This is a genomic window from Hydrogenophaga sp. FW305-3-2-15-A-LB1, assembly GCF_058787875.1.
In genome coordinates, this window is record NZ_JBYTAE010000001.1 from 39,964 (window position 1) to 66,234 (window position 26,271).

The 26,271-nt window shown below is 62.3% G+C and carries 23 protein-coding genes and 1 pseudogene; 11 read left to right on the plus strand and 13 right to left on the minus strand.

Annotated elements, in window-relative coordinates; genetic code table 11:
• Positions 1-19 precede the first annotated feature (19 nt).
• From AC3WPZ_RS00185 to AC3WPZ_RS00230, 10 genes are all read left to right on the plus strand, one after another.
• Positions 20-1,267, plus strand: a complete 1,248-nt coding sequence (locus tag AC3WPZ_RS00185) for a thiolase family protein (RefSeq protein ID WP_056278322.1) — start codon at positions 20-22, stop codon at positions 1,265-1,267.
• 9 nt (positions 1,268-1,276) lie between these two features.
• Complete coding sequence (locus tag AC3WPZ_RS00190; protein ID WP_492437691.1) at positions 1,277-2,044, plus strand: SDR family NAD(P)-dependent oxidoreductase; 768 nt, start codon at positions 1,277-1,279, stop codon at positions 2,042-2,044.
• A 31-nt stretch (positions 2,045-2,075) separates the two neighbouring features.
• Positions 2,076-3,236, plus strand: a complete 1,161-nt coding sequence (locus tag AC3WPZ_RS00195; protein WP_056278316.1) for an acyl-CoA dehydrogenase family protein — start codon at positions 2,076-2,078, stop codon at positions 3,234-3,236.
• A 3-nt stretch (positions 3,237-3,239) separates the two neighbouring features.
• On the plus strand, positions 3,240-4,040 hold the full coding sequence (locus AC3WPZ_RS00200) for an ABC transporter ATP-binding protein (RefSeq protein ID WP_056278313.1): 801 nt from the start codon (positions 3,240-3,242) through the stop codon (positions 4,038-4,040).
• 29 nt (positions 4,041-4,069) lie between these two features.
• Positions 4,070-5,989 carry an AMP-dependent synthetase/ligase gene (locus AC3WPZ_RS00205; protein WP_082586008.1) on the plus strand — a complete coding sequence of 640 codons (1,920 nt, stop codon included), beginning with the start codon at positions 4,070-4,072 and terminating at the stop codon, positions 5,987-5,989.
• Complete coding sequence (locus AC3WPZ_RS00210; RefSeq protein WP_172823112.1) at positions 5,986-6,873, plus strand: branched-chain amino acid ABC transporter permease; 888 nt, start codon at positions 5,986-5,988, stop codon at positions 6,871-6,873. Before AC3WPZ_RS00205 ends, AC3WPZ_RS00210 begins: the two co-directional genes overlap by 4 nt.
• A 3-nt stretch (positions 6,874-6,876) precedes the next feature.
• Positions 6,877-7,929, plus strand: a complete 1,053-nt coding sequence (locus AC3WPZ_RS00215; RefSeq protein WP_056278306.1) for a branched-chain amino acid ABC transporter permease — start codon at positions 6,877-6,879, stop codon at positions 7,927-7,929.
• Between the two features lie 69 nt (positions 7,930-7,998).
• Positions 7,999-9,228 carry an ABC transporter substrate-binding protein gene (locus AC3WPZ_RS00220; RefSeq protein WP_056278303.1) on the plus strand — a complete coding sequence of 410 codons (1,230 nt, stop codon included), beginning with the start codon at positions 7,999-8,001 and terminating at the stop codon, positions 9,226-9,228.
• A complete protein-coding gene (locus tag AC3WPZ_RS00225; protein WP_086124714.1) occupies positions 9,222-10,082 on the plus strand; it encodes an ABC transporter ATP-binding protein in 861 nt (286 codons plus the stop codon). Before AC3WPZ_RS00220 ends, AC3WPZ_RS00225 begins: the two co-directional genes overlap by 7 nt.
• 47 nt (positions 10,083-10,129) lie before the next feature.
• Complete coding sequence (locus AC3WPZ_RS00230; protein WP_056278300.1) at positions 10,130-11,230, plus strand: CaiB/BaiF CoA transferase family protein; 1,101 nt, start codon at positions 10,130-10,132, stop codon at positions 11,228-11,230.
• A gap of 164 nt (positions 11,231-11,394) precedes the next feature.
• Here AC3WPZ_RS00230 and AC3WPZ_RS00235 read toward each other — a convergent pair whose 3' ends face one another.
• Genes AC3WPZ_RS00235 through AC3WPZ_RS00295 form a run of 13 tightly spaced genes read right to left on the minus strand, consistent with a single transcriptional unit; the run spans position 11,395 to position 25,083 of the window.
• Entirely contained in the window at positions 11,395-11,838 is a 444-nt protein-coding gene (locus AC3WPZ_RS00235) for a PaaI family thioesterase (RefSeq protein WP_056278297.1), read from the minus strand.
• Entirely contained in the window at positions 11,835-12,713 is an 879-nt protein-coding gene (locus tag AC3WPZ_RS00240; RefSeq protein WP_056278294.1) for an SDR family oxidoreductase, read from the minus strand. The genes AC3WPZ_RS00235 and AC3WPZ_RS00240 overlap by 4 nt, the downstream gene beginning before the upstream one ends.
• The gene (locus AC3WPZ_RS00245) at positions 12,710-13,573 is read right to left on the minus strand and encodes an SDR family oxidoreductase (RefSeq protein WP_008905438.1); all 864 of its coding nucleotides are present in this window, start codon (positions 13,571-13,573) and stop codon (positions 12,710-12,712) included. The genes AC3WPZ_RS00240 and AC3WPZ_RS00245 overlap by 4 nt, the downstream gene beginning before the upstream one ends.
• Positions 13,574-13,582: 9 nt before the next feature.
• On the minus strand, positions 13,583-15,181 hold the full coding sequence (locus AC3WPZ_RS00250; protein ID WP_297393909.1) for an acyl-CoA carboxylase subunit beta: 1,599 nt from the start codon (positions 15,179-15,181) through the stop codon (positions 13,583-13,585).
• 10 nt (positions 15,182-15,191) lie between these two features.
• Positions 15,192-15,692, minus strand: a complete 501-nt coding sequence (locus AC3WPZ_RS00255; protein ID WP_492437698.1) for a biotin/lipoyl-containing protein — start codon at positions 15,690-15,692, stop codon at positions 15,192-15,194.
• Between the two features lie 2 nt (positions 15,693-15,694).
• Positions 15,695-17,164 (minus strand): acetyl-CoA carboxylase biotin carboxylase subunit, encoded by a 1,470-nt coding sequence (locus AC3WPZ_RS00260; RefSeq protein ID WP_086124712.1) that lies wholly within the window; start codon positions 17,162-17,164, stop codon positions 15,695-15,697.
• Between the two features lie 43 nt (positions 17,165-17,207).
• Positions 17,208-18,416 carry an ABC transporter substrate-binding protein gene (locus AC3WPZ_RS00265; protein ID WP_056278283.1) on the minus strand — a complete coding sequence of 403 codons (1,209 nt, stop codon included), beginning with the start codon at positions 18,414-18,416 and terminating at the stop codon, positions 17,208-17,210.
• A gap of 55 nt (positions 18,417-18,471) precedes the next feature.
• Entirely contained in the window at positions 18,472-19,674 is a 1,203-nt protein-coding gene (locus AC3WPZ_RS00270; protein WP_069047296.1) for an ABC transporter substrate-binding protein, read from the minus strand.
• 41 nt (positions 19,675-19,715) lie between these two features.
• Positions 19,716-20,762, minus strand: a complete 1,047-nt coding sequence (locus AC3WPZ_RS00275; RefSeq protein ID WP_056278277.1) for a branched-chain amino acid ABC transporter permease — start codon at positions 20,760-20,762, stop codon at positions 19,716-19,718.
• Entirely contained in the window at positions 20,762-21,634 is an 873-nt protein-coding gene (locus AC3WPZ_RS00280; protein ID WP_056278272.1) for a branched-chain amino acid ABC transporter permease, read from the minus strand. Before AC3WPZ_RS00280 ends, AC3WPZ_RS00275 begins: the two co-directional genes overlap by 1 nt.
• Positions 21,634-23,502 (minus strand): AMP-dependent synthetase/ligase, encoded by a 1,869-nt coding sequence (locus tag AC3WPZ_RS00285; protein ID WP_056278268.1) that lies wholly within the window; start codon positions 23,500-23,502, stop codon positions 21,634-21,636. Before AC3WPZ_RS00285 ends, AC3WPZ_RS00280 begins: the two co-directional genes overlap by 1 nt.
• Positions 23,499-24,281 carry an ABC transporter ATP-binding protein gene (locus AC3WPZ_RS00290; RefSeq protein ID WP_056278265.1) on the minus strand — a complete coding sequence of 261 codons (783 nt, stop codon included), beginning with the start codon at positions 24,279-24,281 and terminating at the stop codon, positions 23,499-23,501. Before AC3WPZ_RS00290 ends, AC3WPZ_RS00285 begins: the two co-directional genes overlap by 4 nt.
• Positions 24,282-24,291: 10 nt before the next feature.
• Positions 24,292-25,083 (minus strand): ABC transporter ATP-binding protein, encoded by a 792-nt coding sequence (locus AC3WPZ_RS00295; RefSeq protein ID WP_056278262.1) that lies wholly within the window; start codon positions 25,081-25,083, stop codon positions 24,292-24,294.
• A gap of 627 nt (positions 25,084-25,710) precedes the next feature.
• Between AC3WPZ_RS00295 and AC3WPZ_RS00300 the strand changes: the two are divergent.
• Positions 25,711-26,176: pseudogene (locus tag AC3WPZ_RS00300) on the plus strand (IS30 family transposase); the annotation flags it as partial.
• Positions 26,177-26,271: the final 95 nt, after the last annotated feature.

The window sequence follows — 26,271 nt, forward strand, 5'->3', positions numbered from 1 at the left end:
TCTGAATGGACGCATTTCCATGACCAGCCCGCAAGCCGCCGTCTACGTAGTCGGCGTCGGCATGACGCCGACCGGCAAGTTTATTGACCGCGATATCAAGCAACTGACCGCCGCTGCTGTGAATGCCGCGCTGGCCGATGCCGGACTGTCCATCAGCGACATCCAGTCGGCATACTTTTCTAACGCAACCCAGGGCGCGCTCGAAGGCCAGACCATGATCCGTGGCCAGATTGTGTTGCGTTCGATGGGCTTCGAGTCCATCCCGATCTTCAACATTGAGAACGCCTGCGCCAGTGCCAGCTCGGCTTTCAACCTGGCGGTGCAGTACGTGCGCTCGGGGGCAGGCGAGATCGCGCTGGCCATTGGTGCCGAGAAAATGTTTTGCGCCGACAAAGCCAAAATGTTCAGCGTCTTCGACGGCGCCTGGGACGTGGCCACGGTCGAGGAGAACAAACGCAGGCTGCTGCAAATGGGGCACGGTATTGAGCCGCCGGAAGGGTCCATGTCCAAGGCGCCCTACAGCCTGTTCATGGACATTTACGCCGCCTTTGGTCGCTTTCACATGCGCGAGTTCGGCACCACGCAGCGACAAATTGCCGCCGTGTCGGCCAAGAATCATGGCCATTCGGTGCACAACCCGCTGGCGCAATACCGCAATGCATACACCATTGACGAGGTACTGGCCGCGCCCCCCATCGCCTACCCATTGACGCTGCCGATGTGCGCACCCATCAGCGACGGGGCTGCCGCAGTCGTCGTGTGTTCCGAAGCAGCACTGGCGCGCCTGGCAAAGCGTGGGCGCGCCATCAAGGTGTTGGCATCGGTCATTGCCACCGGCAGCACCCGCCGCCCTGAAGACCTGGATCAACACATCACCGTCAAGGCTGCCAAACAAGCCTACGAACTCGCAGGCGTTGGCCCGCAAGACATTTCGCTGGCCGAGGTCCACGATGCCACCGCCATCGGCGAAATCGTGCAGAGTGAAAACCTTGGCTTCTGTGCGTTCGGCGAAGGCGGGCCGCTCGCCGAGCGCGGCGACACCACGATTGGCGGACGCATCCCGATCAACACCTCGGGCGGACTGGAGTCCAAGGGGCACCCGATCGGCGCCACCGGGCTGGGTCAGTTGCACGAACTGGTCGTGCAGTTGCGCGGCGAAGCGGGGGCCCGCCAGGTGCAAGGGGCCCGCCTTGCCATTGCAGAAAACGGTGGGGGCCTGTTCGGAATTGAAGAAGCCGTGGCCGCCATCACCATTCTCGGTCGCTGAAGGGCAAAAATGATTGTTCACGACAAGGTGGCCATCATCACAGGTGGTGCTTCAGGCCTGGGACGCGCGGTGGCTGATGCGCTCGCCGAAGGCGGCGCGCGGTTGTCATTGTTCGACCGCGACAGCGAGCGTGGTGTACAGGCAGCCAACGAACTGGGTTCTGCCGCCATGTTCGAGCAGGTGGATGTCACCAGTGAGTCACAGGTGCAGGCGGGCATCGACGCAACCCTGGCCCGTTTTGGCGCCATTCACATTTGCATCAACTGCGCTGGCGTGCCCGACGCAGCCAAGACCTTGTCCGATGGAAAACCCTTTCCCCTGGCACTGTGGGACAAGGTGATTGCCGTCAACCTGACCGGCACGTTCAACGTGCTGCGCCTGGCAGCCGTGGCGATGGCGTGCAATGAGCCTGAGGGTGATGAGCGCGGCGTCATCATCAACCTGTCGTCCGGTGCCGCACAGGACGGCCAGATGGGACAGGCGGCCTACGCCGCCAGCAAGGCCGGGGTGATCGGCCTCACGCTGCCGGTGGCACGGGACCTGGCCGATCTGGGCATCCGCTGCGTAGCGGTTGCGCCGGGCTTGTTCGAAACGCCGATGGTCGCGGGCCTGCCAAAGAAGGTCGCACTGGCCATCGTTGACCGCATGATTCTGTTCCCGCGCCGCATGGGTCAAGCCAGCGAGCTGGCCCACCTGGTGCGCTCCATCGTCGAGAACCCCTATATCAATGCGACCTGTTTGCACATTGATGCCGGTGCACGCATGAGCACTCGCTGAACGAGACCGACAACACACCGAGACCAGCACCATGAATTTCCTCCCCACCGAAGAACAGCGCATGGCCGTGGAAGGCTTCACTCGCTTCCTGGAGACCGAACTGCGTCCGATTGTCGAACGCTACCAGCCCGACAAGCTAATTGAAAAAGAGGTGATGCTGGAGATCTTCCAGAAGATGCTGCCCTACGGCATGGGCGGCAACGGCATCATTGCCGAGGAACATGGTGGTCTGGGCATGCCCTGGCTCACCTATGCACTGATGTATGAGCAACTCGCTCGCATCTCCGGCGACGTGGCAATCTCGCTGTTGATTCAGCAGCTCGGCGCCTATTCGCTGGAGGTCTGCACGAACGTGGCCATGCGTGAGAAATATTTGCCACGCATGGTACGCGCCGAAATCATTGCCTGCAGCGGCATCAGCGAGCCCGGGGTCGGCTCCAACGTGGCTGAAGTCACCTGCCGTGCCCAGCGCGATGGCGACCACTACATTGTCACCGGGGAGAAAACCTGGATATCCAACGGCCACTACTCCGACTTTTGCATGGTCATCGTGCGTACCTCACAAGAAGGTTCTGGCGCCATCTCGATGATCTTGGTGGACCGCGCCGAACACGGCTACGAAAGCCGCAACATCGACAAGCTCGGGCTCAACAGCACCTCGACCGCTCAGCTGTTCTTCGATGGCGCGCGCGTGCCGGCCGCCAACATGATGATAGCCCCCGGCACCGGCCTGAAGAACACCATGGTGCTGTTCGAGAAAGCGCGTCCTATGGTCGGTCTTACCTCGGTGGGCATCGCACAGGCGGCGCTCGACAAGGCGGTGGCCTATTCGAAGGAACGCCGCCAGCATGGCAAGCCCATCGGCGGCCATCAATTGATCCAGGGCATGCTTGCCGAAGCCGCGACCGAACTCGACGCCGCGCGTCTGCTGGTCTACCGCGCCTTCAACCTGATCGACCACGGCGTGCGCAGCGAGGTGCAAAGCGCCATGGCCAAATGGTACGCGACCGAGATGGCGGTCAATGTCACGTCGAAAGCAGTGCAGATTCACGGCGGCAACGGCATAACCAAAGACTTCGGCGTTGAATTGTTGTTCAGAAACGCACGCATGATGCCGATTCCCGACGGCACCACCGAAATCCAGAAACTCATCATTGGCCGCGCCCTGACCGGCATCAACGCCTTCTCCTAACCCATGACCTCTAACTCCTCGATTAGCCCATCCAGCGAGGCTTCGGTGCTGCAGGCGCGGGACATCACCTTGCGCTTTGGCGGTGTCACCGCGCTGGCCGAGGTCGCCATCGATGTGCGTGACAACGAGCTGCTGGCCATCATTGGGCCCAACGGCGCGGGCAAGAGCTCTTTGATGAACGTGCTCAGCGGCTTCTACCTGCCGCAACAAGGCAGCGTTCACTACCGTGGTCAAGACATCAAAGGCCGCGCGGTGCACCAGATCGCGCGCGAAGGCGTGGTGCGCACTTTTCAGGGCACCCATTTGTTCTCCAACATGAGCGTGATCGACAACATCCTGGTCGGCCGCTACAGCAAGATGCGATCAAATCTGGCGCAGGCATTTCTCTACTTTCCCTGGACCCAGCGTGAAGAAACGCTGCACCGGGAAGCAGTCGAGGAAATCATCGACTTCCTTGAAATTGAGAATATCCGCCACCAGCCGGTAGGCGCGCTCGGCTACGGTCTTCGCAAGCGCGTTGACCTGGGCCGTGCGTTGGCGATGGAACCCAAGGTTCTGTTAATGGATGAACCCATGGCCGGCATGAACACCGAAGAAAAAGAAGATCTGGCCCGTTTCATCATAGACGTGCGCGAGGCCAAGCGCATCCCGGTTGTGCTAGTGGAGCACGACATGGGGGTGGTCATGGATCTGGCAGACCGCGTGGCGGTGCTCGACTTTGGCCGCAAGATCGCCGACGGCACGCCTGCACAAGTGCAGGCCGACCCGGCCGTGATCCAGGCCTACTTGGGAGCAGCGGCATGAGTGCGACCGACCCCGCCCCAGAAGTCGTCATGACCCTGCCGCAGAAGTTGTTCGCCCACGCCCGGGAACATCCACAGTTGCTGGCGCAGCGCGTCAAGCGCAAAGGTATGTGGCGCTGCCATACATGGGCCGACGTATTTGATCGAACGCGCAGCATTGCGCTTGGCGCGGCGGCGCAGGGCCTGCAGCGTGGCGAAACCGCGATTGTGATCGGCGAGAACGAACCAGAGCACTACTGGGCGCTGTTTGCGGCCCAGTCACTGGGCGTCAAAATCGTATCGGTCTACCCTGACGCCACCGTCGACGAGTTGCACTACCTGTGCGAGGATTCAAAGGCCCGCTTCATCTTCGCGCAGGATCAGGAGCAGGTTGACAAGGCGCTTGCGCTGCTGGAGCGGCTGCCCGACATCCGGGGCATCGCCTACTGGGACAACTCGGGCATGTGGTCGTACCGGCATACGCTGCTGCAATCCTTTGATGACCTGACCGCTGAAGGTCGGCGCCAGCACGAGAGGCACCCGCAGCGCTTCGAACGTGAAGTCAACGCCGGCCAAGCGGACGATTTGGCACTACTGACCTACACCTCCGGCACCACCAGCAAGCCCAAGGGCGTGATGATCAGCCACCGCTGGCTGATGGACAACGCGGTTCGGATGAGGAGCGCGTTGCCGCTGGAAGCCGGCATGGAATATTTGTCTTACACGCCGCTGGCCTGGATCACCGAGCAGTTGCTGGGCGTGACCCTCGGGCTGATCACGCCGCTGGTGGTCAACTTCCCGGAAGGCCCCGACCAGGTCTTGCCCAACGTGCGCGAACTTGCGCCGCACATCGTGCTGTTTGGCCCGCGCCAATGGGAGAACATCGCCGCCACCATCGAGGCGCGCATGCTCGCCGCGAGTTGGATGGCACGCGGCATCTACCGCTGGGGCATCCGCATCGGCCATGACGTGCATGTGGCGCGACTCGAAGGGCGCGCGGCACCGTGGCTGTCGCGCCTGCTGCTGCCTGTGGCCGAGGCGCTGGCCCTGCGCCCGGTGCGCGATCAGTTCGGCTTTATTCGCAGCGATGTCGCGGTTTCAGGCGGCACCGCCATGGCACCCGACGTGTTTCGCTTATTTCACGCCATGGGCGTCCACTTGCGCAATATTTATGGCTGCTCGGAGTTTGGTCTGATTGCTGGCCACCGCGGCGAGCGCTGCGACCTCGAAACCGTGGGCCCGCTACTGGATGTGGACCCTGCCTTCGGCGCGCCGCTGGAATCGCGCATTGAGGACAATGGCGAACTGTTGCTGCGCGGAGGTACCGGCTTTCTCGGCTACTGGGGCAAGCCCGAGAAGACCGCCACCATCCAGCGCGACGGCTGGTACGTCAGCGGTGACGCAGTGCGCAAGACCGAGCGCGGAGAACTTGTCTACCTCGACCGGGTGGAACACTTGGTCAAACTCGCCAGCGGTCACCCGTATCCCCCGCAGTTCATCGAGACCCGGTTGCGCTTTTCGCCCTTTATCAAGGACGTGATGGTGCTGGGCGACGCCACCCGGCCCTGGGTTGGCGCGCTGATCAACATCGACATGGCTGTGACCAGCCGCTGGGCCGAGGAGCGGCGCATCGCATTCTCCACCTTCACCGACCTATCGCAGCGGCCCGAGGTGCGGCAACTGGTGCAGGGCGAAATCCGCCGCATCAACAAACTGCTGCCCGAAGGCTCGCGGGTGGTGCGTTTTGCCAATTTTCCGAAGGAGCTTGATCCCGACGAAGGCGAACTGACGCGCACGCGCAAGCTGCGTCGAGAGTTTCTCGAGGTGCGCTACGGGGCGCTGATTGACGGACTGTATGCAGGTGCCGCCGACATTGCCTGCGAAATAGCCGTGACCTACCAGGACGGCCGCCAGGGCGTGTTGCGCGCAACCGTGGTGGCCACCGACATCGACCAGACACACACACCATGATCATCGAATTCATCAACTACACCATCAACGGCGCGCTGCTTGGCCTGCTGTATTCGCTGGTGGCCATGGGCTTTGTCGTCATCTACCGCGCCAGCAAGGTCTTCAATATGGCAATTGGCGAGATGATCGTGCTGGGCGCCTTTCTGCTGTGGTGGGCCATCCAGTCGCGCGGCATGCATCCGGTGCTGGGCATCGCTGTTGCACTGTGCATTTCGGTGCTGATCGGGCTAGTGATTGAACGCCTGCTGTTCAGGCGCCTGATTGGCGAGTCGGTGTTCTCTATGATCATGGTCACCATCGGGCTACTGATCCTGATGCGTGGACTGGTGCTGGCGATCTGGGGTCCGCAGGAGCGTCAGTTCCCCGCCATCTTTCCCCTCACGCCAATCATCTTGGGCGAGATGATCATCCCGCGCTCGCTCGCCATTGGTGGCCTCATCGCGGTGCTGGCGGCCGTGGCGCTGCACTGGTTCTTCAACCGCAGTCGCAGCGGGCTGGCGATGTCGGCGGTGGCCGAAGACCACCAGATCGCTCTGGCCATGGGCATCAGCGTGCGCCGCTCCATCGCCTTCGCTTGGGCGCTTGGCGGCGTTCTGTCGGTCATCACTTCGATGGTCTACCTGAGCGGCAAGTCGCTGACCTTCCTGTCCTCTGAAATCGGCTTCGCCGCCCTGCCGGTGGCCCTGCTGGCCGGGCTCGAGTCCATCGGCGGTCTGCTGCTGGCGGGCATTATCGTCGGGGTCGTGCAGGGACTGACCGCCGCCTACATCGACCCGCTGATCGGCGGCAATGCCGCCGCCGTCGTCCCCTATATCTTCATGCTGGTGGTGCTGGTGGTTCGTCCGACCGGCATGTTCGGCTGGAAACGCATTGAAAGAGTCTGACCCATGGATCCCTCCGGCATTTTTTCCACCAGTTATGCGCGCGACCGCGCGCTGATCCGTACGCGCGCCCAATGGGTCACCCTGGGACTGTTCATCGCAATTCTCCTGTTCCTCCCCTGGTTCGCCTCGGCGCGTCTGGTAGCCGTAGCCAACCTGATGCTGGTCACGTCCATCGTGGTGGTCGGGCTGCAGATCACCACCGGCTACGCCGGGCAAATCAACCTGGGCCAGGCCGCCTTCATGGGCGTCGGCGCCTACGCCGCCAGCGTGGTCGAGGTCAAGGCCGGGCTGCCGTTCTGGGTGGCGGTGCCGGTGGCGGGCCTGGTAGCGGCGCTGGCCGGCTGGTTGTTTGGCATGACGGCGGCGCGCATCAAGGGCTTTTACCTCGCGCTGACCACCATCGCGGCCCAGTTCATCTTTCACTTCATTGTGCTGAATCTGCCTTCAGCCTGGCTCGGCGGCGTGAATGGCTTCAGCCTGGAGCCGGCGCGGATGGGCACATTTTTGTTCAACACCGACCGCTCGCTGTACTACCTGTTTCTTGTCGTCACCATGGTGATGGTCATCGGCGCTTTCGGTATCCTGCGCAGCCGCCACGGGCGCGCCTTTGTCGCCGTGCGCGACGACGATGTGGCCGCCGGCATGATGGGCGTTGACGTGGCCGGCGCCAAGTCGCGCGCCTTCGTGCTCGGCGCTTTTTACGCTGGCATCGGTGGTGCCCTGTGGGCCTACCAGGTGCGCTTCGTCTCGGTCGATCAGTTCACGCTGTTCAACTCGATCTGGTTCATTGCCATGATGATCGTCGGCGGGCTCGGCTCGATCGTCGGGGCACTGATAGGCACCGTGCTCATCCGTGGTGTGCAGGAAACCATCACCAGCCTCGGGCCCGACCTGGTCGAGCGCATCCCCAGCCTGAGCAGCGACCTGATCTTCGCCAGCATGAATGTGTTTCTCGGCCTCATCATCACGCTGTTCCTGCTGCTTGAACCGAAAGGCCTGATGCACCGCTGGAACATCCTGAAAACCAACTACCGGCTCTGGCCGTTTCACCACTGAGCCCGCCCGGCACAGCGAGTCGCAATCCCCCGCCCCTTTTCCTCACCACCACCACAATTGGAGACAAGCATGCAACGCAATACCTTTCTCAAACTCACGGCCGCCCTGGCCTCTGGTCTGCTGCTGAATGCGCCCGCCCATGCGCAATCGACGACGATCAACGTGGCCGCCTTTGCCGACTTCGCCGGCCCCTACGCCAACGTCATGTCCCAGATGCAGGGCGGGCGACTCGCAGTGATCGAGTGGTGGAACAAGGAAGTCGGCAGCAAACTCAACGTGCAGATCGTCGTCAAAACCTTCGACACCCGCTACGACGTGGCGCAAACCGCCAGCCTGTGGCCCGGCATCAAGGCCGAAGTCAAACCCGCGATCCTGCTCGGCCTCGGTGGCCCGGATGCCGCCGCGTTGCAGCAGCGCTTGCCGGAAGACAAGATTCCCATGGTCATGGCCACCGCCACCTACGGCTTCGGCTGGAAACCCAACCAATGGGCCCTGAACCTGCGCCCCACCTACGCCCACGAGGCGGGCGGATTCCTGGAATGGTTCCGCACCACCAAACTCGATGGCAAGCGCCCTGTCAAGGTGGCGATCATCACCTCCGAAGCCACCCCCGCTTATGCCGACATGGCCAAGGGCCTGCAAAGCTACACCAAGGCCAACCCGGACAAAGCCACCTTCGTCGAGGCGATCTGGACCGAAGTGCAACCGGCCGACCTGACCCTGGCGGTGCGTCGCCTGGTCAATGCTGGCACCGATGTGATCGTGATCCAGACCAACACCGCCCAGGCCGTGGCCACCAAACGTGCGCTGCAGGCGCTGGGCAAAAACGTCCCGATCATGCTCTCGCTGCACAACGGCGTGGTGGGATCATCTAAGGCACTGGGCGACCCGAATGGCTTTGCCGGTGATTTCGAAGTGGGCGCCATCGCCGATGCCAGCGAAGACGACACGACCGCACGCAAGTTCTACAGCATGTTGCAGGAAAAGCATGGCCTGAAATCGGGCTGGAATGCCATGACCATCATGGGCCTGGGCCAAAGCGTCGTGGCAGTGCGCGCGATTGAGGCCACCATCAAGGCCAAGGGTGCCGGCAAAGTCACTGGCGAAGCGGTGCGCGAGACCTTGATGAACAGCCAGTTCACCAGCAACGACCTGATGGGCATACTGCCAGGCGTGGACTTCAGCAACGACACCCCCTTTCCCACCGGCACCGCCAAGGTCAACATCGCGACCATGAAGGACGGCAAGGTCGTTCGGGCTGCAGCCGATGTGAACGTGCCAGTGGTGCCTAAATGGTGAATTCAGCCATTGCTGCAGCACCGGATCAACGGACCACGCCCCATGCGGCTGCCGATCCGGCGGTGCTGACTCTATCCAACGTTGAGGTGTTGTATGCCGAGGTGATCCTGGCGCTCAAGGGCGTGTCGATGAAGGTCCCCGAAGGCGGGTGCGTGGCGCTGCTGGGCGCCAACGGCGCAGGTAAGAGCACCACCCTGAAAGCCATCTCCGGCGTCATTGACTCGGAAGATGGCCGCGTCTCGGGCGGGTCGATCACCTTCGACGGCCGACCGATTCAGGGGCACGATCCGGCGACCGTGGTGCGCGGTGGTCTGGTTCATGTGATGGAAGGGCGGCGCGTGCTGCAGCACATGACGGTCGAGCAAAACCTCATCATCGGCGGCCACATGTTTCCATCGGCGCAGGCGATGCGCCAGGCGATGGACAGCGTGTACGAAGCGATTCCGCGCCTGGCCGAACTGCGAAAACGCACGGCCGGCTATCTGTCGGGCGGCGAGCAGCAGATGCTGGTGATCGGGCGCGCAATCATGGCCGAGCCCAAACTCATGCTGATCGACGAGCCGTCACTCGGGCTGGCGCCGCGCATGGTCGAGGAAGTCTTCAGCGTGCTGCGCCACCTGCGTGAGCAGGGGCTGTCGCTGCTCATCGTCGAGCAAAACACACGCGTCGCCCTGGAGATCGCCGACTATGGTTATGTCATGGAGAGCGGTCGCATCGTGCTGGAGGGGCAGGCCCAGGAACTCCGCGACAACGAGGATGTGCGCGAGTTTTATCTCGGCCTGGACCGCGAGGGGGTGCGCAAGAGCTTTCGCGAGGTAAAGCACTACAAGCGACGCAAGCGCTGGTTGGGGTAGCAGTCGGTTGGCTGGTGGTTTTAGTTCGGTTTGAGGAGCAACAACAAATGAGTGGTCCCTTGCAAGGTTTGAAAGTGATCGAGTTCGGCGGCATTGGCCCCGGACCGTTCTGCGCAATGTTGCTGTCCGACATGGGCGCCGACGTGATCCGCCTGGATCGCAAGGCCGACAAGGGAAAAGACCGCGGAGATGGCACCTTCCTTGCCAGTGGGCGGCGCAGCGTGTTGCACCGCGGTCGCCGTTCGGTGGCGGTCGACCTGAAGTCGCCCGCAGACGTGCAGCGGGTGCTGGCACTTGTCGACGGGGCCGACGCGATCATTGAAGGTTTTCGCCCGGGCGTGATGGAGCGGCTGGGTTTGGGCCCAGACGTGCTGCTGGCACGCCACCCACGACTCGTCTACGGGCGCATGACCGGCTGGGGCCAGGACGGCCCGCTCGCGCAGGCCGCCGGTCATGACATCAACTACATCGCGCTGTCGGGCGCGCTCAGCATGATTGGCCGCTCGGACGGCGGGCCAGTAGCGCCGCCGGCGATGGTCGGCGACCTGGGCGGCGGCGGCATGATGCTTGCCTTTGGCATCGTTTGCGCTTTGCTTGAAGCGCGCACCTCTGGCCGTGGTCAGGTGGTCGATGCTGCGATCACCGACGGCGCGGCGCTGCTGACCTCCATCGTCTGCGACCTCAAAGCGCTGGGAATGTGGAAGAATGAACGGCAGGCCAATCTGTTGGATGGCGGATCGCATTTCTACGACACCTATGAGTGCGCTGACGGGAAATGGATCTCGATCGCATCACTGGAACCCCAATTCTATGTGTTGCTGCTGGAGAAGCTAGGCATCAACGATCCCGAGTTTCAACGGCAACGCGATCCGGCCGTCTGGCCGACGCTCAAACGCCAGATCGCCGACATCTTCCGCATCCAGCCGAGAGCGCACTGGTGTGCGTTGCTGGAAGGGACCGACGTGTGCTTTGCACCGGTGCTGACTCTGGAAGAGGCTGCACATCATCCACACAACAGTGCGCGCGGCACTTTCTTTGAGCGAGACGGCGTGCTCCAACCTTCACCGGCACCGAGGTTCAGCCGGACGGTGACTGATCGCCCAAGCCCCGCGCCGTTCATTGGCGAACACGACGACGAACTCTTGTAGTCGAAGAATGGTGGGGGCTGGGGAAAATGGACCACAGGCATTCGACGCAGTTTCAGCCCGACCAAATCGAACGCATCAACCGCGAGCTGAAAATCCTTCCGCCGCCCGATGATCATTTGCATTGAGCCGCAGTGCTTTGCCGGGCGGTCTCCGCCGAGCACCGATCAGACCGCTTTGACCAGTGACTTGGTGTAGATGCGGTAGGTGCCGATGCCGCGCGACACGATGTCTCCGTCGAGTGCGTCGAGCGTGACCTTCACCGACACATAGGCCACCGTCTTGCCGATGTGGTCAGGCGTTGCCGATGCAAACAGGATTCCTGTGCCGACCGCACGCATGAAATCCACAGTGAGCGTGACCGTTACCGACGACTGGATGAGCTGGCCGCTGCCCGGGATCGGCCGGTCGATCAGGGTTCTGCCCCCGACCGCATCGAGCAAGGTCAGGGGCACGCCGCCGTGGAGCACGCCGTGGGGGTTGAGGTGGTCGCGCCGGATCGGCAGCCGGAAATACAGGCCGCGCTCGTTGTGCAGGATGTCGTACCCGACGAGCTGCTGAAAAGGCCCGTGGGAGTACGTTGCCGACGGAAGAGGAGGCTGCGAGGTCACTCTTGATCGACCTTGAAGTAGTCGGGCTTTCCGGCTGGCCAGAACTCGCCCCACAGCAGCATCCCGCCTTCGACGTTGAGCACCTCGCCGGTGATGAACTTGCCCGAGGGTGCGGCGAGGTAGACCACCGCCTCCGCGATGTCCTGCACGTCGCCGGCCCGTTTCATCGGATTGCACGAGTAGAAAGTGGAAACGTTTTCCTCGCGGTAGTTGTTGAAACCGTTGCTCTCGATGGCGCCGGCGCCAATGCAGTTCAGGCGGATGCCGTGCTCTGCCCACTCGATGGCCAGCGTGCGGGACAGCGCAATGACGCCCGCGCGCGAGGCGGTGGTGTGCGCCATGCCCGTGAGGCCGCGGTCGATGGCGGCGGTGATGTTGACGATGTTGCCGGGCCGGCCTTGCTCCACCCAGCGCCTGGCCGCGCCCTGCATCATGTACCAGCTGCCATTGAGGTTGGTGTCGATCACCGCGTTCCAGCCCTTGACGTTGAAGTCCATCGCATGGGCGGCAAACTGGCCGCCAGCGTTGTTGACCAGCACGTCGACGCCGCCCAAACGTTCCCACACGGCACTGAGCATGGCGTCCACCTGCTCGGGGTCGCGGATGGTCATCGGGTAGGTGATTACCTCACGGCCCGACAGCGCGCGCAGTTTTTCGGCGCAGTCCTCGAGTTTGTCGGCCTTGCGCCCGCAGATGGCGAGCGTGGCACCCAGCCGCGCGAACAGGAAGGCAATCGCCTTGCCGATGCCACTGCCGGCGCCCGACACCAGCACCACTTTGCCGGCGAAAAGGTCGTCGCGATAGACCGTCGGGAGTGCGGCCAGGGCCTCGTCGCCCGGGCCGAACTTGGGGTGTTGCGAGTCAGCCGAATTCATGTGTTCACCTTGAAGTAATCGGGTTTGGCGATGGTCCAGACTTCGCCCCAGAGCACGCCGCCGCCATCCACCGTGAGCAGTTCGCCGGTGACGAACTTGCCGCTGGGCGCGCTGAGGTAGACCGCGGCCTCGGCCACGTCCTGCACGTCACCGACATGTTTCATCGGGTTGGCTCCGGCGAAGGCCTTCACCGCCTCGGGGGAGTACTGACGAAAGCCGGTGCTGGCGATCGCTCCAGGCGCTATGCAATTGACGCGGATGCCATGCTGCGCCCACTCCACTGCAACAGTTTTAGACAGGTGAGTCACCGCGGCGCGCGCAGCGCAGGTGTGCGCCACGCCCGGCATGCCCCGCTGGAAGGTGGCGACGATGTTGACGATGTTGCCCCGCGTGCCGGTGCCCTGCCAGCGGCGCGCCATCGCATGCATCATGTACCAGGTTCCGTTCAGGTTGGTGTCGATCACCGCCTTCCAGCCCTTGACGCTGTAGTCCAGCGCCCGCTGCGGGAATTGCCCGCCGGCGTTGTTGACGAGCACGTCGATGCGTCCGAAGTGCAGCCAGGCCACGTCGATCAACTGTTCCACCTGCTCGGGATCACGGATCGTCATAGGGTGCACCAGCACATCAGGGCTGCCGAGCCGGCGCAGCCATTCGGCGCAGCTCTCTAGCTTGGCTGGGTCGCGCCCGCAGATGACCAGCTTGGCGCCCAGGCGCGCGTACAGGAAGGCGATGGCTTTGCCGATGCCGCTGCCGGCGCCGCTGACCATCACCACCTGGCCTTCGAAGAGTCCGCTCTGGTAGACGGTGGGGCGGGTTGCGAGGGCTTCATCGTCGAAGCCGAAGGTGGTGTCTTCTGTCATGTTGTCCCTTCAGAATCGGAAAATTCCGTAGTGCGGGTCGGCGATCGGGGCGTGTGCGGCGGCTGAGAGTGCCATGCCCAGTGCGTTGCGGGTGTCAGTGGGCGCCAGCAGACCGTCGTCCCACAAGCGCGAGGTGGCAAAGTAGGCGTTGGATTCGCGTTCGGCCTTTTCGTACACGCGCTGGCGCAATTGCGCCATCTCGGCCTCATCGGGCGTGTGGCCCTTGCGGCGCAACTGGGCGATTTTCACGTCGGCGAGGGTGTTGGCGGCCTGATCGGGGCCCATCACCCCCATGTGCACGTTCGGCCAGGCCCAGATCATCCGTGGATCCCACGCCCGTCCGCACATGCCGTAATAGCCCGCACCGAAAGCTGCGCTGGTGATGACGGTGAACTTGGGCACCTCGCTGCCAGCCTGCGCCATCAACATCTTGGCGCCGTCCTTGGTGATGCCTTCCATTTCGTAGTTGCGGCCGATCATGTAGCCGGTGGTGTTTTGAAGAAACACGAGCGGTGTACGGTTCTGATTGCACAGCGAGATGAAGTGCGCCGCTTTCTTGGAACTGTCGCTGAACAACACGCCGTTGTTGGCGAGGATGCCCACGCGGTACCCCCAGATGTAGGCGTAGCCGCAGATCAGCGTGGTGCCATAAGCGGGTTGGTATTCGTGGAAGCGGCTGCCGTCGACGATGCGGGCAATGAGTTCGCGCTGGTCAAACTGCACCCGGTGGTCGGGCGAGACGATGCCCAGCATTTCGTCGGGGTCGTAGTAGGGTGGCTCGGCATCGCGTTCTGGCAGGTAGCTTTTCGTCGCGGGCTTGAACTGCGCAACGATCTCGCGGCAAATCGCGATGGCGTGGGCCTCATTGTCAGCCGGGTAGTCGACCGTGCCGGATACCTGGGTGTGTAAATCACAGCCTCCGATCTCGTCGGCGGTGTGCTCCTCACCGGTGGCGGCCTTCACGAGCGGTGGCCCGCCGAGGAACACGCCGCCGGTGCCACGCACGATGATGCTGTAATCGCACAGCGCCGGGATGTAGGCACCGCCGGCGGTGCAGTTGCCGAACACCATCGCGACCTGCGGCACGCCGGCCTTGGACAGCAGGCATTGGTTGCGGAACACCCGGCCACCCTCGATGTACACGCCTGACAGTTCTTCAAGGAAGGCGCCGCCGCTGTCGCACAAATGCAGGACCGGCAACTGGTTCTCCAGCGCGATGTCCAGCAGTCGTGCCAGCTTGCGTGGCGTGAGCGTGTACCAGACACCGCCCTTGACGCTGGAATCGTCGGCGTGGATCAGCACCTCGCGGCCACTGACCACGCCCAGGCCAGTGACCACGTTGGCACCCGGGACCTCGCCGTTGTAGTCCTCGCAGGCAGCCAGCGCCGAGAACTCAAGAAAGGGCGTACCGGGATCTAGTAGCAGGTCCAGCCGTTCACGTACCAGTAATTTGCCCTGCGCGCGCACGCGCTTGATCTCATGCGGCGGACGTTGGTGGCGCGTGATTTCCATGCGCTCGCGAAAATTCGCGACGATGGCGCTCATGGCTTGATGGTTTCGCCGGAACGCTTCGGATGCGGTGTCGATGCGGGAGTCGATGCGTTTCATCAATCGGTTCTCAGGGGTCTTGCAGCGTCACGAGGGTGGACTTGAGAGCGAAGGTGTTGCCAACGGCAAAGTACACAGTCTTGACCCGGGCGTCGCGCGGTGCCGTCAGCGTGGTTTCCAGCTTCATGCTTTCGATCACGATGAGCGGTTGGCCCGTGTGCACGGCTTCGCCGGCTGCCACATGAACCGCGATCACCGTGCCGGGCATTGGCGCCTGCAGCAAGTCGGAAGCGGCACCGGCCCGGTCGCCGCCGGAGGCTGCGCTGAGATCGATCACCTCGACTTCAAGGGCACCGGTGGCCGCACTGTGCACGAATCGACTGTCGCCTTGCGCGGCGATCCAGACGGCTTGCGGGCGCTGATCCACGGTGACCCGCCAACGGCCATCAGGCAGCGTCTTCCCCTGCATCTCGAATTTGCGTTCGCCATGGCTGACGTGGAACACGCCATTCGCTCCACGTGTTACCACGAGGTCATGGACCTTGCCATTGATGACATAGCGGCGGCGCATCGTCAATTCCTCCAGGGTCCCATGGCGGCGTGCATCGCGGGAATGGAGTGAACGGCGCGCAACAGTTCGCGGTCGGCGAGCACCGCCGATGCCAGTACCAGGTCGATGTCATCGGGGGTGAGAGACTCGCGCAGCTCGTCGGCGCAGCGTGCCAGCATGCCGGTGTCGGCCTGCCCAGCACGGAACTCGGCATGGCGCAGTACCCGCGTGAGGTAGCGTGCGTTGGTGGTCAGACCCAACAGCACCGATTGCTCAAGCGCCAGGATGGAGCGTTCGATAGCCTGTGCACGCGTGTTTCCATGGCAAATAATTTTGGCGATCATGGGGTCAAATGCGGCAGTTACCGCCTGTCCTTCGCGCACGCCGGCATCAACCCGCACGCCGGAACCAGAGGGTGGTCGCCAGCACAGGATGTCACCGGTGGAGGGGCGAAAATCATGCTCGGCGTCTTCGGCGTAAAGCCTGCATTCGATGGCGTGACCAAGCTGCACGATGTCCGCCTGGGTGTAGCCGAGCGGCTCACCCTGGGCGACGCGTACCTGTTCGCGAACGAGGTCAAAGCCCGTCACCATTTCGGTGACCGGGTGTTCGACCTGCAGACGCGTGTTCATCTCAAGAAAGTAAAACTCGCCACCGGCGCCGTAGATGAACTCCACGGTGCCGGCGCCGCGATAGTTGGCGGCGCGGGCAATGCCGGCTGCGGCTTCGCAAATATCGTGGCGCTGCACCGGTGAAAGGGCCGGGGAGGGGGTTTCTTCAATGATTTTCTGGAAGCGTCGCTGCACTGAACATTCACGCTCCCAGAAATGCACCAACTGGCCATGCGCGTCGCCCATCACCTGCACCTCGATGTGCCGCGGGCGCTCCACATAGCGCTCGACAAACAGCCGACCGTCGCCAAAATAGCGCTCACCTTCGCGCCGTGCGGTCTCGATCTCGCGATCCAACACGGCGAGGTCACGCACGATGCGCATGCCCTTGCCGCCACCGCCGGCTGAAGGCTTGATCAGCAGCGGCGCGCCGAGCGCCCTGGCGCGCTCGACGAAGCTGGCCGGGTCATCGTCCTCGATGGCGCTCGGTGCCACCGGAAAGCCGCGTTGGGCGACGAAGCTGCGCGCGCGCACCTTGTCGCCCATCAGTTCGATGCTGTCCGGACGCGGGCCAATGAAGACGATGCCAGCAGCTTCCAGCGCACGCGCAAACGCCGCGTTTTCAGACAGGAAGCCGTAACCGGGATGCAGCGCCTGTGCCCCAATGCGCCGACACGCTTCAACCAACTGCGCGATATCGAGGTAGGCCGCCACGGGCGTCAAGCCGTGCAATTCGACCGACTCGTCAGCCTCCAGCACGGCCGGGCTATCGGCGTCCACCGCGTGGTGGGCCACCACGGTGGCGAGCCCCATGCCCTTGAGTGTGTGCAGGATCCGCAGCGCGATCTCGCCACGGTTGGCGATCAGAACTTTTTGAAACACGGGCGGAACCAGTTGTACGGCGGGTGACGAACGGCGTCTGGTGTCAATCGAGCACGGGGATGGGTTCGGACACGCGCTCGAAGCGGGAGTTTTTGGCGTCCGAGCGCAACACGAGCACGCTGCTCGGCGAGTGCCGGTCATTGGGGCCGAAACTGATGGGAGAAGCCAGCCCATCGGTGCTGAAGTTCTTGGTTGTCTCCAGCTTCTCGACGACACAGGCGCGGGTCAGCGCCTTGCCACAGCGGCGGATCGCGTCTTCCATTAGCAGCGCACCGACGTAGGCTGTGATCGAATAGCGGTTGAGCGACTTCAACTCGTCGGCTGACAGATATTTCTGTGCCAACCCCATGAACTTGGCCATGCCTGGCACCGACAGGTCGGTCAGAGGCGGGACATAGTCTGCGACGAAGTAGCCGTCGCCCGCGGCACCGGCGAGCGCCTGAACAGGGGTCAGGTGGGCCGAATGCACGGCAAGGAAGGTCAGCGACATCTGGTTTTTAGCGGATTCCTTCATCAGCATCGAATGCTCGGCTACCACGCCGCCCGACGCGAGAAAGGTCGCTCCCACCTGCTTCAGACTCAGCATCTCAGCCGAGAAGTCCTTGGTGCCACGCTTGAAGGAGATCTCGGACACGCTGTTAAGCCCCAGATCCTTGATCGCCTTCTGGTAGCCGCAACGCACGTCGCTGCCAAACTCGTCATCCTGATAGACCAGCGCAAACTTCTCCTTTTGCAACTTCTTGCTAGCGACCATGTTTTTCATGGCGGAGCTCAACTCCTGACAATAGGTTGGCCCGATCACAAATACCGTTTTGTTCGGTGGGGTGAAGTGCGCTGCTGCCACGGCCATCGCGTTGATAGTTGGCAAGCCTTGCTCGTTGATGTAGGGCAGCATGGCTTGCAGCATCGCTGAGCCCGAGGTGCCGATGAGGCCGAAGATGCCTTCCACGTCGACCAGTCGCTTGACGCCTTGCACAGCACGCTGAGGCACATAGCCGTCATCTTCCTGGCGAATTTCCACCTTGCGGCCGTTGATGCCACCACGGGCGTTGACATCCTGCTCCCATACCCGCAAGGCAAGCATGTGGGCCTTGCCCAGCAGGCTAGGGGGGCCGCTGACGGGCGTCACCGAGCCGAGGACGATTTTGGCGTCGGTCACACCGGGGTCGGCAGCAGCGGCGGTCGTGGCCGTCAGGCTGATAACCATGCTGAGCAGACTGGTGGCGGCATATCGAAAGTATTTGCGTGTCATGAAAAGGCACTCCTGGTTGAGTAATGGGGGAGGGGCTGGTGGCACGTCGTCTTGATTACTTGGAACTCAGAAATTCAGAGGCTCGCTCGAATTTCCCGGCGCTGGCATTCGCCTTGAGCAAAATGGGGCGGGTCCCCGACTGTCGAATATTGGGCCCGAAGGTCAATGGGGCCATGATGCCGTCGCTGGTGAAATTTTTGGTCTGCTCGAGCTTTTCGACCACGCAGGCACGTGTGAGGTTTTTGGCACATGCGTTGAGCGCTGATTCGAGCAACTGGACACCTACATAGGCGGTCAATGAATACCGGTTCATGTCCTTGACCTCATTGGCTGAAAAATATTTGTAGGTCAGTGCGGTGAGTTTGCCAATGCCCTGTGTTTGTATGTCGGTCACTGGAGGCACATACTCGGCGACGTACACGCCGTCTGCTGCCGGGCCGGCCAGGGCCAGTACCGCAGGCAGATGCGAAGGGTGAGCGGCCAGGCGCACGGCTTGCATCTGGTTCTTCGCGATCTCTTTGAGCATGGCGGCGGTTTCGGTGATGATGCCGCCGGTCAGCACGAAGGTGGCGCCGGCGCGCTGCACGCTCAACACCTCGGCGGAAAAATCCTTCGCCCCGCGTTTGTAGGCAACTTCGATGCTGCTTTTCAAGCCGAGCTCTTTCAGGGCCTGTTCGTAGCCGCATTTGACGTCGGTGCCGTAATCGTCTTCCTGGAAGATCAGGCCGAACTTCGATCCCTGCAGCTTCTGGGATGTGACCAGATGCTTCATGCTGGCAGAGACCTCCTGGCAGTAAGTTGCCCCGATATTGAACAGCGTCTTGTGCGGTGGGTTGAAGTGGGCGCTGTTGACGGCGATATGGTTGATGGCGGGAATTTTCTGCTCGTCGATGATGGGCAGCATGGCCAGCAACTGCGACGAGCCGGAGGTGCCGATCAATGCAAAGATCTGTTCGACATCAATCAGTTTTTTCAGACCCTGGACAGCGCGCTGCGGCACATAGCCGTCGTCCTCAATGCGAATGTCGACTTTGCGTCCGCCGATGCCGCCGCGCGAATTGACGTCCTGCTCCCAAACTTTCAGGGTCGTGGCAATGGCCTTGCCAATGATGCTGGGCGGGCCGCTCAGCGGGATGACCGCGCCAAGCACGAGTTTCTCGTTCGTGACCCCGGGATCTGCCGCCAGTGCGCTGCCGAAGGTCAGTGCGGCGAGGGCGCCGAGGCAAAAGCGCTGGGTCAGCTTCTGTAGTGTTCGCATCGCAGGTCTCCTATGGAATAAGCAGCGCGTGTGCTGCGGGGTCAGAATCGGAAGGGCCAATGGGTCCAGTAATGCTTGATGTCGCGCCATCGCCCCATCAGGCCATCGGGCTCAAAACGCAGGAACAACACAATCGCGAGTCCATAAATGACGCCTTTGATCTCATAGGCGGCAGTGGAGCCCGACCCGCCGAAGCTGGCGCCGATCATGCCGAACACGAAGCCCAGGCTTTCGTTGAGCAGGACGATGAAAGCCGTTCCGAGCAAGGCGCCGGCTACAGAACCCAGGCCGCCGACGATGAGCATGGAGAGCGCCTCGATCGATATCAGCAGGCTGAAGCTGTCGACATTCAGGTAGCGTGTGTAGTAGGCCAGCAAGCCCCCGGCGATGCCGGTGTAGAAGGCGCTGACCATGAACGCCAGCAACTTGTAGCGCACCAGGTTGACGCCCATGGCCTTGGCTGCGATGTCGTGCTCCCGAATCGCCTGGAACGCCCGGCCAATGCGGCTGCGCAGGATGTTCAGGGTGATGAAGGTGAACACCACCACAAAGCACAGCACCACGTAGTAGTAGCCACGTTCTGCCCCCAGCGCCTGACCGAACAGCGAGGGTTGCGGCACCGTCAAGCCTTCCGAGCCTCCGGTCAGGTCGCCACCGTTGAGGATCAGGTGGTTGATGATCACGGCAAATGCCATCGTCGTGATGGCCAGGTACAGCCCTTTGAGACGCAGCGAGGGTATGCCCACGATGATCCCGGCGATGGCCGCGCTCACGCCACCGGCAAAGATGGACGCCAGCATTGGCCAGCCAAGTTTGCTGGCCACGATGCCGGCCGTGTAGGCGCCGACCGCCAGAAACCCCGAGTGCCCGAGCGAGATCAGCCCGGTGGTCCCGGTCAGCAGGTTAAGGCCCAACACCCCCACCGCTGTGATCAGCAGCAGCAGAATGACGGAGACATAGTACTTGGCCAGCAGCAGTGGCGCGGCCGCCAGCAGCGCCACCAGCAGACACGACCAGACGATGACAGGAACCGAGTCGGTCAGTGCCAGCAGCTGACGATAGTTTTGTTTGAAGTTTCCGCTACGCATCAGACACGCTCGATTTCAGGTTTGCCGAACAGGCCATAGGGTCTGACCATAAGGACGACGAGGATCAAAACAAAACCGGCGATCTCCTTCATGCCGCGGCCGATATAGCCTTCCGACAGATTCTCGACCACCCCGATCAGGATGCCGCCGAGTGCGGCGCCGAACACCGAGTCCAGCCCGCCCAAGATGACCGCGGGAAAGCTGCGCAGACCTGTCGTCCACATGCCGGGATTCACGTCGTAGATCACGCCGATCAACACGCCCGCAATGGCGGCGAGCCCCGCCGACAGGGCCCAGGACAAGGCGAAAATGCGCTTGACATTGATGCCCATCAGCAGGGCTGCAGTTTGCACGTTGGCGGTGGCACGCATGGCGATACCGACCCGCGAATAGCGAAAGAAGGTCCACAGGCCGAGCAGTACGGCCGCCATCAGCCCAACGGAATACAGCTGCGCCGGGTACAGGCCGGCCGGGCCGATCTTGATGACCTCCGTTGGCAGGCCGGCATTGAGCGGCATGGGGTCTGCGCCCCAGATCAGCACCACCACCGAGCGCAGGATCACGGCCAGGCCAATGGTCACCATCACCGTGGAAAACACCGGCTGACCAAGCATCGGACGGATCAGCAAGACCTCGATCAGAAGGCCAATCAGCACCGAGGCCGCGACAGTTGCTGCCAGCATGAGCCAGAAGCCAAATTGGAAGGTGCCGGCCAGGGTGAAGGCGATGTAGGACACCAGCATCATCAGCTCGCCCTGGGCGAAGTTCACCACGCCGGTGGCGCGGTAAATCATCGCAAAGCCCATGCCGATGAAGCCGTAGAGCAGGCCCACGGCGATGCCGGAAATGACCAGTTGCAGAAAATAGTCCATCAGCCCGCTCCTGCGCCGTAGATGATCGCGATCTCTTTCGCGAAGGTTTTTTCGATGACGTTGCGGCGCACCTTCTGGGTGGCGGTGAGTTCGCCGTCGTCGTGGTCGAGTTCTTTTTCCAGGATCAGGAACTTGCGGATGTTCTCGACCCGGGCAAACAGCTTGTTCACACGCTTGACGTCCTCGTCGATCAGTTCGCGCACCTCGGGCAGCGCGGCCAGGCTCTTGTAGGTGGTGTAGGCCAGTTTGCGTTCTTGTGCCCACTTGCCGACCGTTTCGTAGTCGACCTGGATCAGCGCCGCCAAATAGTGGCGTCCGTCGCCCAGGATGATCGCCTCGCGCACATACAGGCTGTCCTTGAGCGCGTTTTCGATCTCCGAGGGCGCGATGTTCTTGCCGCCGCTGGTGATGATGATGGCCTTCTTGCGGTCAACGATCATCAGCTCGCCGTTGTCAGCCAGCGCCACGATGTCGCCCGTGTGCAGCCAGCCGTCCACCACGGTCTTGGCGGTGGCGCCTTCGTCGTGGATGTAGCCCTTGAACACGGCGGGGTGCTTGACGACGAGCTCGCCGTCCTCCGCGATCTTCCAGTTCAGGCCGTCGATGGGCAGGCCGGTGGCGCCCAGTTTGATCGCTTTTTCATGCTGGAAGAAGATCACCCCGCCGGACTCGGTCATGCCGTAGACCTGGTACACCGGAATGCCGAGGATGCGGAAGAACTTCAGTACCTCGGGCGAGACGCTGGCGCCGCCACAGAAGCCGCACTGCATGCGGTCCAGGCCGACGAATTTCTGCAGATTGCGAAACATCAGCAACCACAGAACGAAGAAGTGCAGGCGATCCGACAGACTGCGCTGGCCCCCTTGCGCCTCGACCTTTTCGAACAGACGGCGCCCGGCATCGAAGCAGCGCTGGAAAGCCCAGCGCTGAAAGCGCGAGGCGTCCTGCATGCGGATCAAAATGCCTTGCTGCAGCTTCTCCCAGATGCGCGGCACGCCCAAAAACACCGTGGGTGCGATCTCGCGCAGATTGACGGCTACCGTGTCGATCGATTCGGCGTAATTGACCACGCCACCGGTGAGCAGGTGCATGACCGTCGAGAAGGCACGCTCGGCCACGTGGCACAACGGCAGGTAGCAGACCACTTCGTAGTTGTGCCGGTCGAGCTTGAAATGGGTTTTGAGCTTGTCAACGGTGACGATCAGGTTGCGGTGCGACAGCATCGCGCCCTTGGGCGGCCCGGTGGTGCCCGAGGTGTAGACCAGCATGCAGGTGTCATCGGGCTGGGTGTCCTCGATGGCACGATCAAAGGCGCTCGCGTGCTGGGGCGATGCCGCGGCGTTTTGGTCTCCTAGCTCAAGCACGTCCTCGAACGACATCAGCTTGTCGTGTTTGTAGCCGCGCATCCCCTTCATGTCGACGCAGATGATCTTCACCAGGTCGGGCAGGCCGGTGTCGTGCTTGGCCATGGCGTCGAGCACCTTGTCGACCTGTTCCTGATCGCCGCAGACCACGAACTTGCTGTTCGAGTGGTGCACGATGTACTGCAGTTCCGGCCACGGGTTGGTGGGGTAGATGCCCACCACGACACCGCCGATGGCTTGCGTGGCCAGGTCGGTGAACATCCACTGCGGACTGTCCTCGCTGGCAATCGCCAGCCGGTCGCCCTTGTCGAAGCCCAGAGACTTGAGACCGAGGGCGAAGCGGCGCGCCGTTTCGAAATAGTGCTGCCAGGTCATCCGGTTCCAGATGCCGTAATCTTTCTCGCGAAACGCGAGCGCATCCGGAAAGCGCTGTGCCCAGTGCTGGAGCAGCTTGGGGAATGTGGTGTTGCCGTCGCGCAGTAACGCGTCCAGGTTGTCGATCACGCGGCCTCCTTGGTTTTGCTGCCCAGGTAGGCGTCGATCACGGCCGGGTTGGCCGATATCTCGGCCGGCGTGCCCTCGCCGATCTTGCGGCCGAAGTTGAGCACGCAGACGCGGTCGGAGATGTCCATCACGATGCCCATGTCATGCTCGACCATGAGGACCGAAATGCCGAGTTCGTCGCGGATGTCCAGCACGAAGCGGGCAATGTCTTCGGTCTCCTCGCTGTTCATGCCCGACACCATTTCGTCCAGCAGCAGCAACTTGGGCTCGGTGGCCAGTGCGCGTCCCAACTCGACCCGCTTTTGCAGGCCATAGGACAGGGTGCCCACCGGCATGTCGCGAATTTCCTCGATTTCGAGAAAATCGATGATCTCTTCCACCTTGCGACGGTGTTCGAGCTCCTCGCGCCGCGCCCGTCCGAAGAACCACGAGGCATCCAGCACGTTGGTGGCCATGTGGCAGTGGCGGCCGACCAGCAGGTTGTCCACCACGCTGGCATGTTTGAACACCGCCAGATTCTGGAAGGTCCGACCGATGCCGATGGCGGCCAGGCGGTGTGCCGGCATGCCGGTGATGTCGCTGCCATCGAAATGCACGGTGCCGCTGCTGGGCTTGACGACGCCGCTGATCATGTTGAAGGTGGTCGTCTTGCCGGCCCCGTTGGGGCCGATCAGGGAATAGATTTCACCGCGCCGAACGTGAAAACTGACACCGGCAACGGCTTCGACGCCGCCGAAGCGCTTGGACAGGGTTTCGACCCTTAACAATGTGTCGTTCATGTTTTTTTTCTCAGGACAGCCAGCGTTTGCGCCGCTTGTAATGCTTCACCTCGCGCATGTTCTTGCGCGATCCACCTTCGCCGAAGCCTAGGTAGAACTCGCGCACGTCGTCGTTGCGCAGCATCTTGTCGGCCTCACCGTCGAGCACCACGCGGCCGTTTTCCATGATGTAGCCATAGTCGGCAATGGCCAGCGCCATCTGTGCGTTCTGCTCCACCAGGAGAATGCCCATGCCTTCCTGGCGGCACAGGCGGGTGATGATGTCGAAAATCTCTTCGCTGATCTGTGGCGCCAGACCGAGCGTGGGCTCGTCGAGCATCAGCAGTTTCGGGGACGACATCAGCGCGCGGCCGATGGCCACCATCTGCTGTTCGCCGCCCGACAGGTAGCCCGACACCGTGCTGCGTTTTTGCACCAGACGCGGGAACAGCCCATACACCATCTCCATCTGGCGCCTGGCGTCGGTCAGACTGCGTGTGTAGCCGCCCATCACGAGGTTTTCCTCGACCGTCAACTGGTCGAACAGGCGGCGCCCCTCGGGCACCATGACCACGCCGGCGCGCACGATTTCGTCCGGCGCCAGGCCGGTCAGCTGGCGGTTTTCAAACGTGATCTGGCCACCCTTGATCTCACCGTCTTCCGGATACAGAACGCCCGAAATGCCTTTGAGCGTGGTTGATTTCCCGGCCCCGTTGGAACCGAGCAGGGCGACTATGCGACCTTTGCCGACGGCCAATGAGACCTCTCGCACCGCCTCGATGGTGTTGTCGTAAACGATCTGGACATTGGTGAGATTCAGCATGACAGGCCGCTACTTGCGCTGTGCTGCGGCGACTTAACCATTGAACGGGTTTGCCGGTCGAGCGTAGTGGAGGGGTGCGCCAGGATGGCAGCCGCAGTCGTGCAGACCTTCGGCTCGGATGGGCCGGGTGCATGGGCGCGACCATGGTCTCTGGTTGCCAGGGTGCCGTTCGAGGGGGCAGTTAATTTTCTCAAAGGTTGTCTCGTGTTGGCCGTGTTGGGCAGCGTGCCTGCCATGTGCCTTGCCGTTCGGTAGGCGCGATGCCTTGTTTGCATGGCGTTAATCTAACGGTAGTTAGTCTGGCTTCAACTCGGGAAATCCCTATGCAGGTGCCATCAAGTCCGGGTGCGAGTGCGGGCGGGAACTTCTGGCCAGGTTCGCTTCAGCATGAATGCCGGTGATTCACCGTCAGCGGATTCAAGACTGAAGTGCAACACCTGCCCCCGAGTACGGTCCGCAGATGCAAAGCAGCCCACCCAAGCGCAAACGACTACCTCGCAACAAAGGAAAAGGCCGAAGAGCTCAGATACTATTGCTCCGGCCCCATGAATTTTGAACTTTCGTGGATCGTTTGCCTGTGGCAGTCGGTCCACGACTCGCGACTTCAAAGGGCCGGAACAATAGATGGACATGGTGAGCATCCATGTGCGTCCGCCCGAGATTGAAGACCGGCAGTTGCCCGGGCACGGGGAGGGTGACCTGATCAAGGGTGCTGCGAACGCCAGCGCGGTGGGCACCCTGGTGGAGTGCACCAGTCGGGCTGCTCATGCTCATCAAGCTGCACGGGTTCAAGCCCGCCAGCGCGGTCAATGTCCTGCAGGCCTTTTCTGACAAGCTGCTGAGGCTCGCTGAGCCTATGTGCCAGAGCATGACGTACGACCAGTGCCGGGAGAAGGCGATGCGCAGGGAACTGAGCCGACGCACGGACATTGCGGTGTACTTCTGTTACCCCCACAGCCCTTGGCAGCGAGGCTCTAACGAGAACTCCAACGAGCTGGTGCGCCAGTACCAGCCCAAGGGCTCGCACCTCTCAGGGTACAGCCAGGAGCAGCTCGATGCGATTGCCGATCAGATCAACAACCCGCCCTGGAAGGGGTAGGGCGCACGATCCCCCTCTGGCAGTCTATCGGGACCTCCTGCTCAATAGCACGCAACACCCACCCTCGTTCATTGAAACCCAGGGTATTG

What these genes read in the sequence shown, in the direction of transcription:
- AC3WPZ_RS00295 (WP_056278262.1), bottom strand. Translation starts at nt 25,083, where the DNA reads ATGCTGAATCTCACCAATGTCCAGATCGTTTACGACAACACCATCGAG.
- AC3WPZ_RS00245 (WP_008905438.1), bottom strand. Translation starts at nt 13,573, where the DNA reads ATGACAGAAGACACCACCTTCGGCTTCGACGATGAAGCCCTCGCAACC.
- AC3WPZ_RS00215 (WP_056278306.1), top strand. Translation starts at nt 6,877, where the DNA reads ATGGATCCCTCCGGCATTTTTTCCACCAGTTATGCGCGCGACCGCGCG.
- AC3WPZ_RS00210 (WP_172823112.1), top strand. Translation starts at nt 5,986, where the DNA reads ATGATCATCGAATTCATCAACTACACCATCAACGGCGCGCTGCTTGGC.
- AC3WPZ_RS00185 (WP_056278322.1), top strand. Translation starts at nt 20, where the DNA reads ATGACCAGCCCGCAAGCCGCCGTCTACGTAGTCGGCGTCGGCATGACG.
- AC3WPZ_RS00205 (WP_082586008.1), top strand. Translation starts at nt 4,070, where the DNA reads ATGACCCTGCCGCAGAAGTTGTTCGCCCACGCCCGGGAACATCCACAG.
- AC3WPZ_RS00275 (WP_056278277.1), bottom strand. Translation starts at nt 20,762, where the DNA reads ATGCGTAGCGGAAACTTCAAACAAAACTATCGTCAGCTGCTGGCACTG.
- AC3WPZ_RS00200 (WP_056278313.1), top strand. Translation starts at nt 3,240, where the DNA reads ATGACCTCTAACTCCTCGATTAGCCCATCCAGCGAGGCTTCGGTGCTG.
- AC3WPZ_RS00190 (WP_492437691.1), top strand. Translation starts at nt 1,277, where the DNA reads ATGATTGTTCACGACAAGGTGGCCATCATCACAGGTGGTGCTTCAGGC.
- AC3WPZ_RS00225 (WP_086124714.1), top strand. Translation starts at nt 9,222, where the DNA reads ATGGTGAATTCAGCCATTGCTGCAGCACCGGATCAACGGACCACGCCC.
- AC3WPZ_RS00255 (WP_492437698.1), bottom strand. Translation starts at nt 15,692, where the DNA reads ATGCGCCGCCGCTATGTCATCAATGGCAAGGTCCATGACCTCGTGGTA.
- AC3WPZ_RS00290 (WP_056278265.1), bottom strand. Translation starts at nt 24,281, where the DNA reads ATGAACGACACATTGTTAAGGGTCGAAACCCTGTCCAAGCGCTTCGGC.
- AC3WPZ_RS00230 (WP_056278300.1), top strand. Translation starts at nt 10,130, where the DNA reads ATGAGTGGTCCCTTGCAAGGTTTGAAAGTGATCGAGTTCGGCGGCATT.
- AC3WPZ_RS00265 (WP_056278283.1), bottom strand. Translation starts at nt 18,416, where the DNA reads ATGACACGCAAATACTTTCGATATGCCGCCACCAGTCTGCTCAGCATG.
- AC3WPZ_RS00220 (WP_056278303.1), top strand. Translation starts at nt 7,999, where the DNA reads ATGCAACGCAATACCTTTCTCAAACTCACGGCCGCCCTGGCCTCTGGT.
- AC3WPZ_RS00270 (WP_069047296.1), bottom strand. Translation starts at nt 19,674, where the DNA reads ATGCGAACACTACAGAAGCTGACCCAGCGCTTTTGCCTCGGCGCCCTC.
- AC3WPZ_RS00250 (WP_297393909.1), bottom strand. Translation starts at nt 15,181, where the DNA reads ATGAAACGCATCGACTCCCGCATCGACACCGCATCCGAAGCGTTCCGG.
- AC3WPZ_RS00195 (WP_056278316.1), top strand. Translation starts at nt 2,076, where the DNA reads ATGAATTTCCTCCCCACCGAAGAACAGCGCATGGCCGTGGAAGGCTTC.
- AC3WPZ_RS00240 (WP_056278294.1), bottom strand. Translation starts at nt 12,713, where the DNA reads ATGAATTCGGCTGACTCGCAACACCCCAAGTTCGGCCCGGGCGACGAG.
- AC3WPZ_RS00280 (WP_056278272.1), bottom strand. Translation starts at nt 21,634, where the DNA reads ATGGACTATTTTCTGCAACTGGTCATTTCCGGCATCGCCGTGGGCCTG.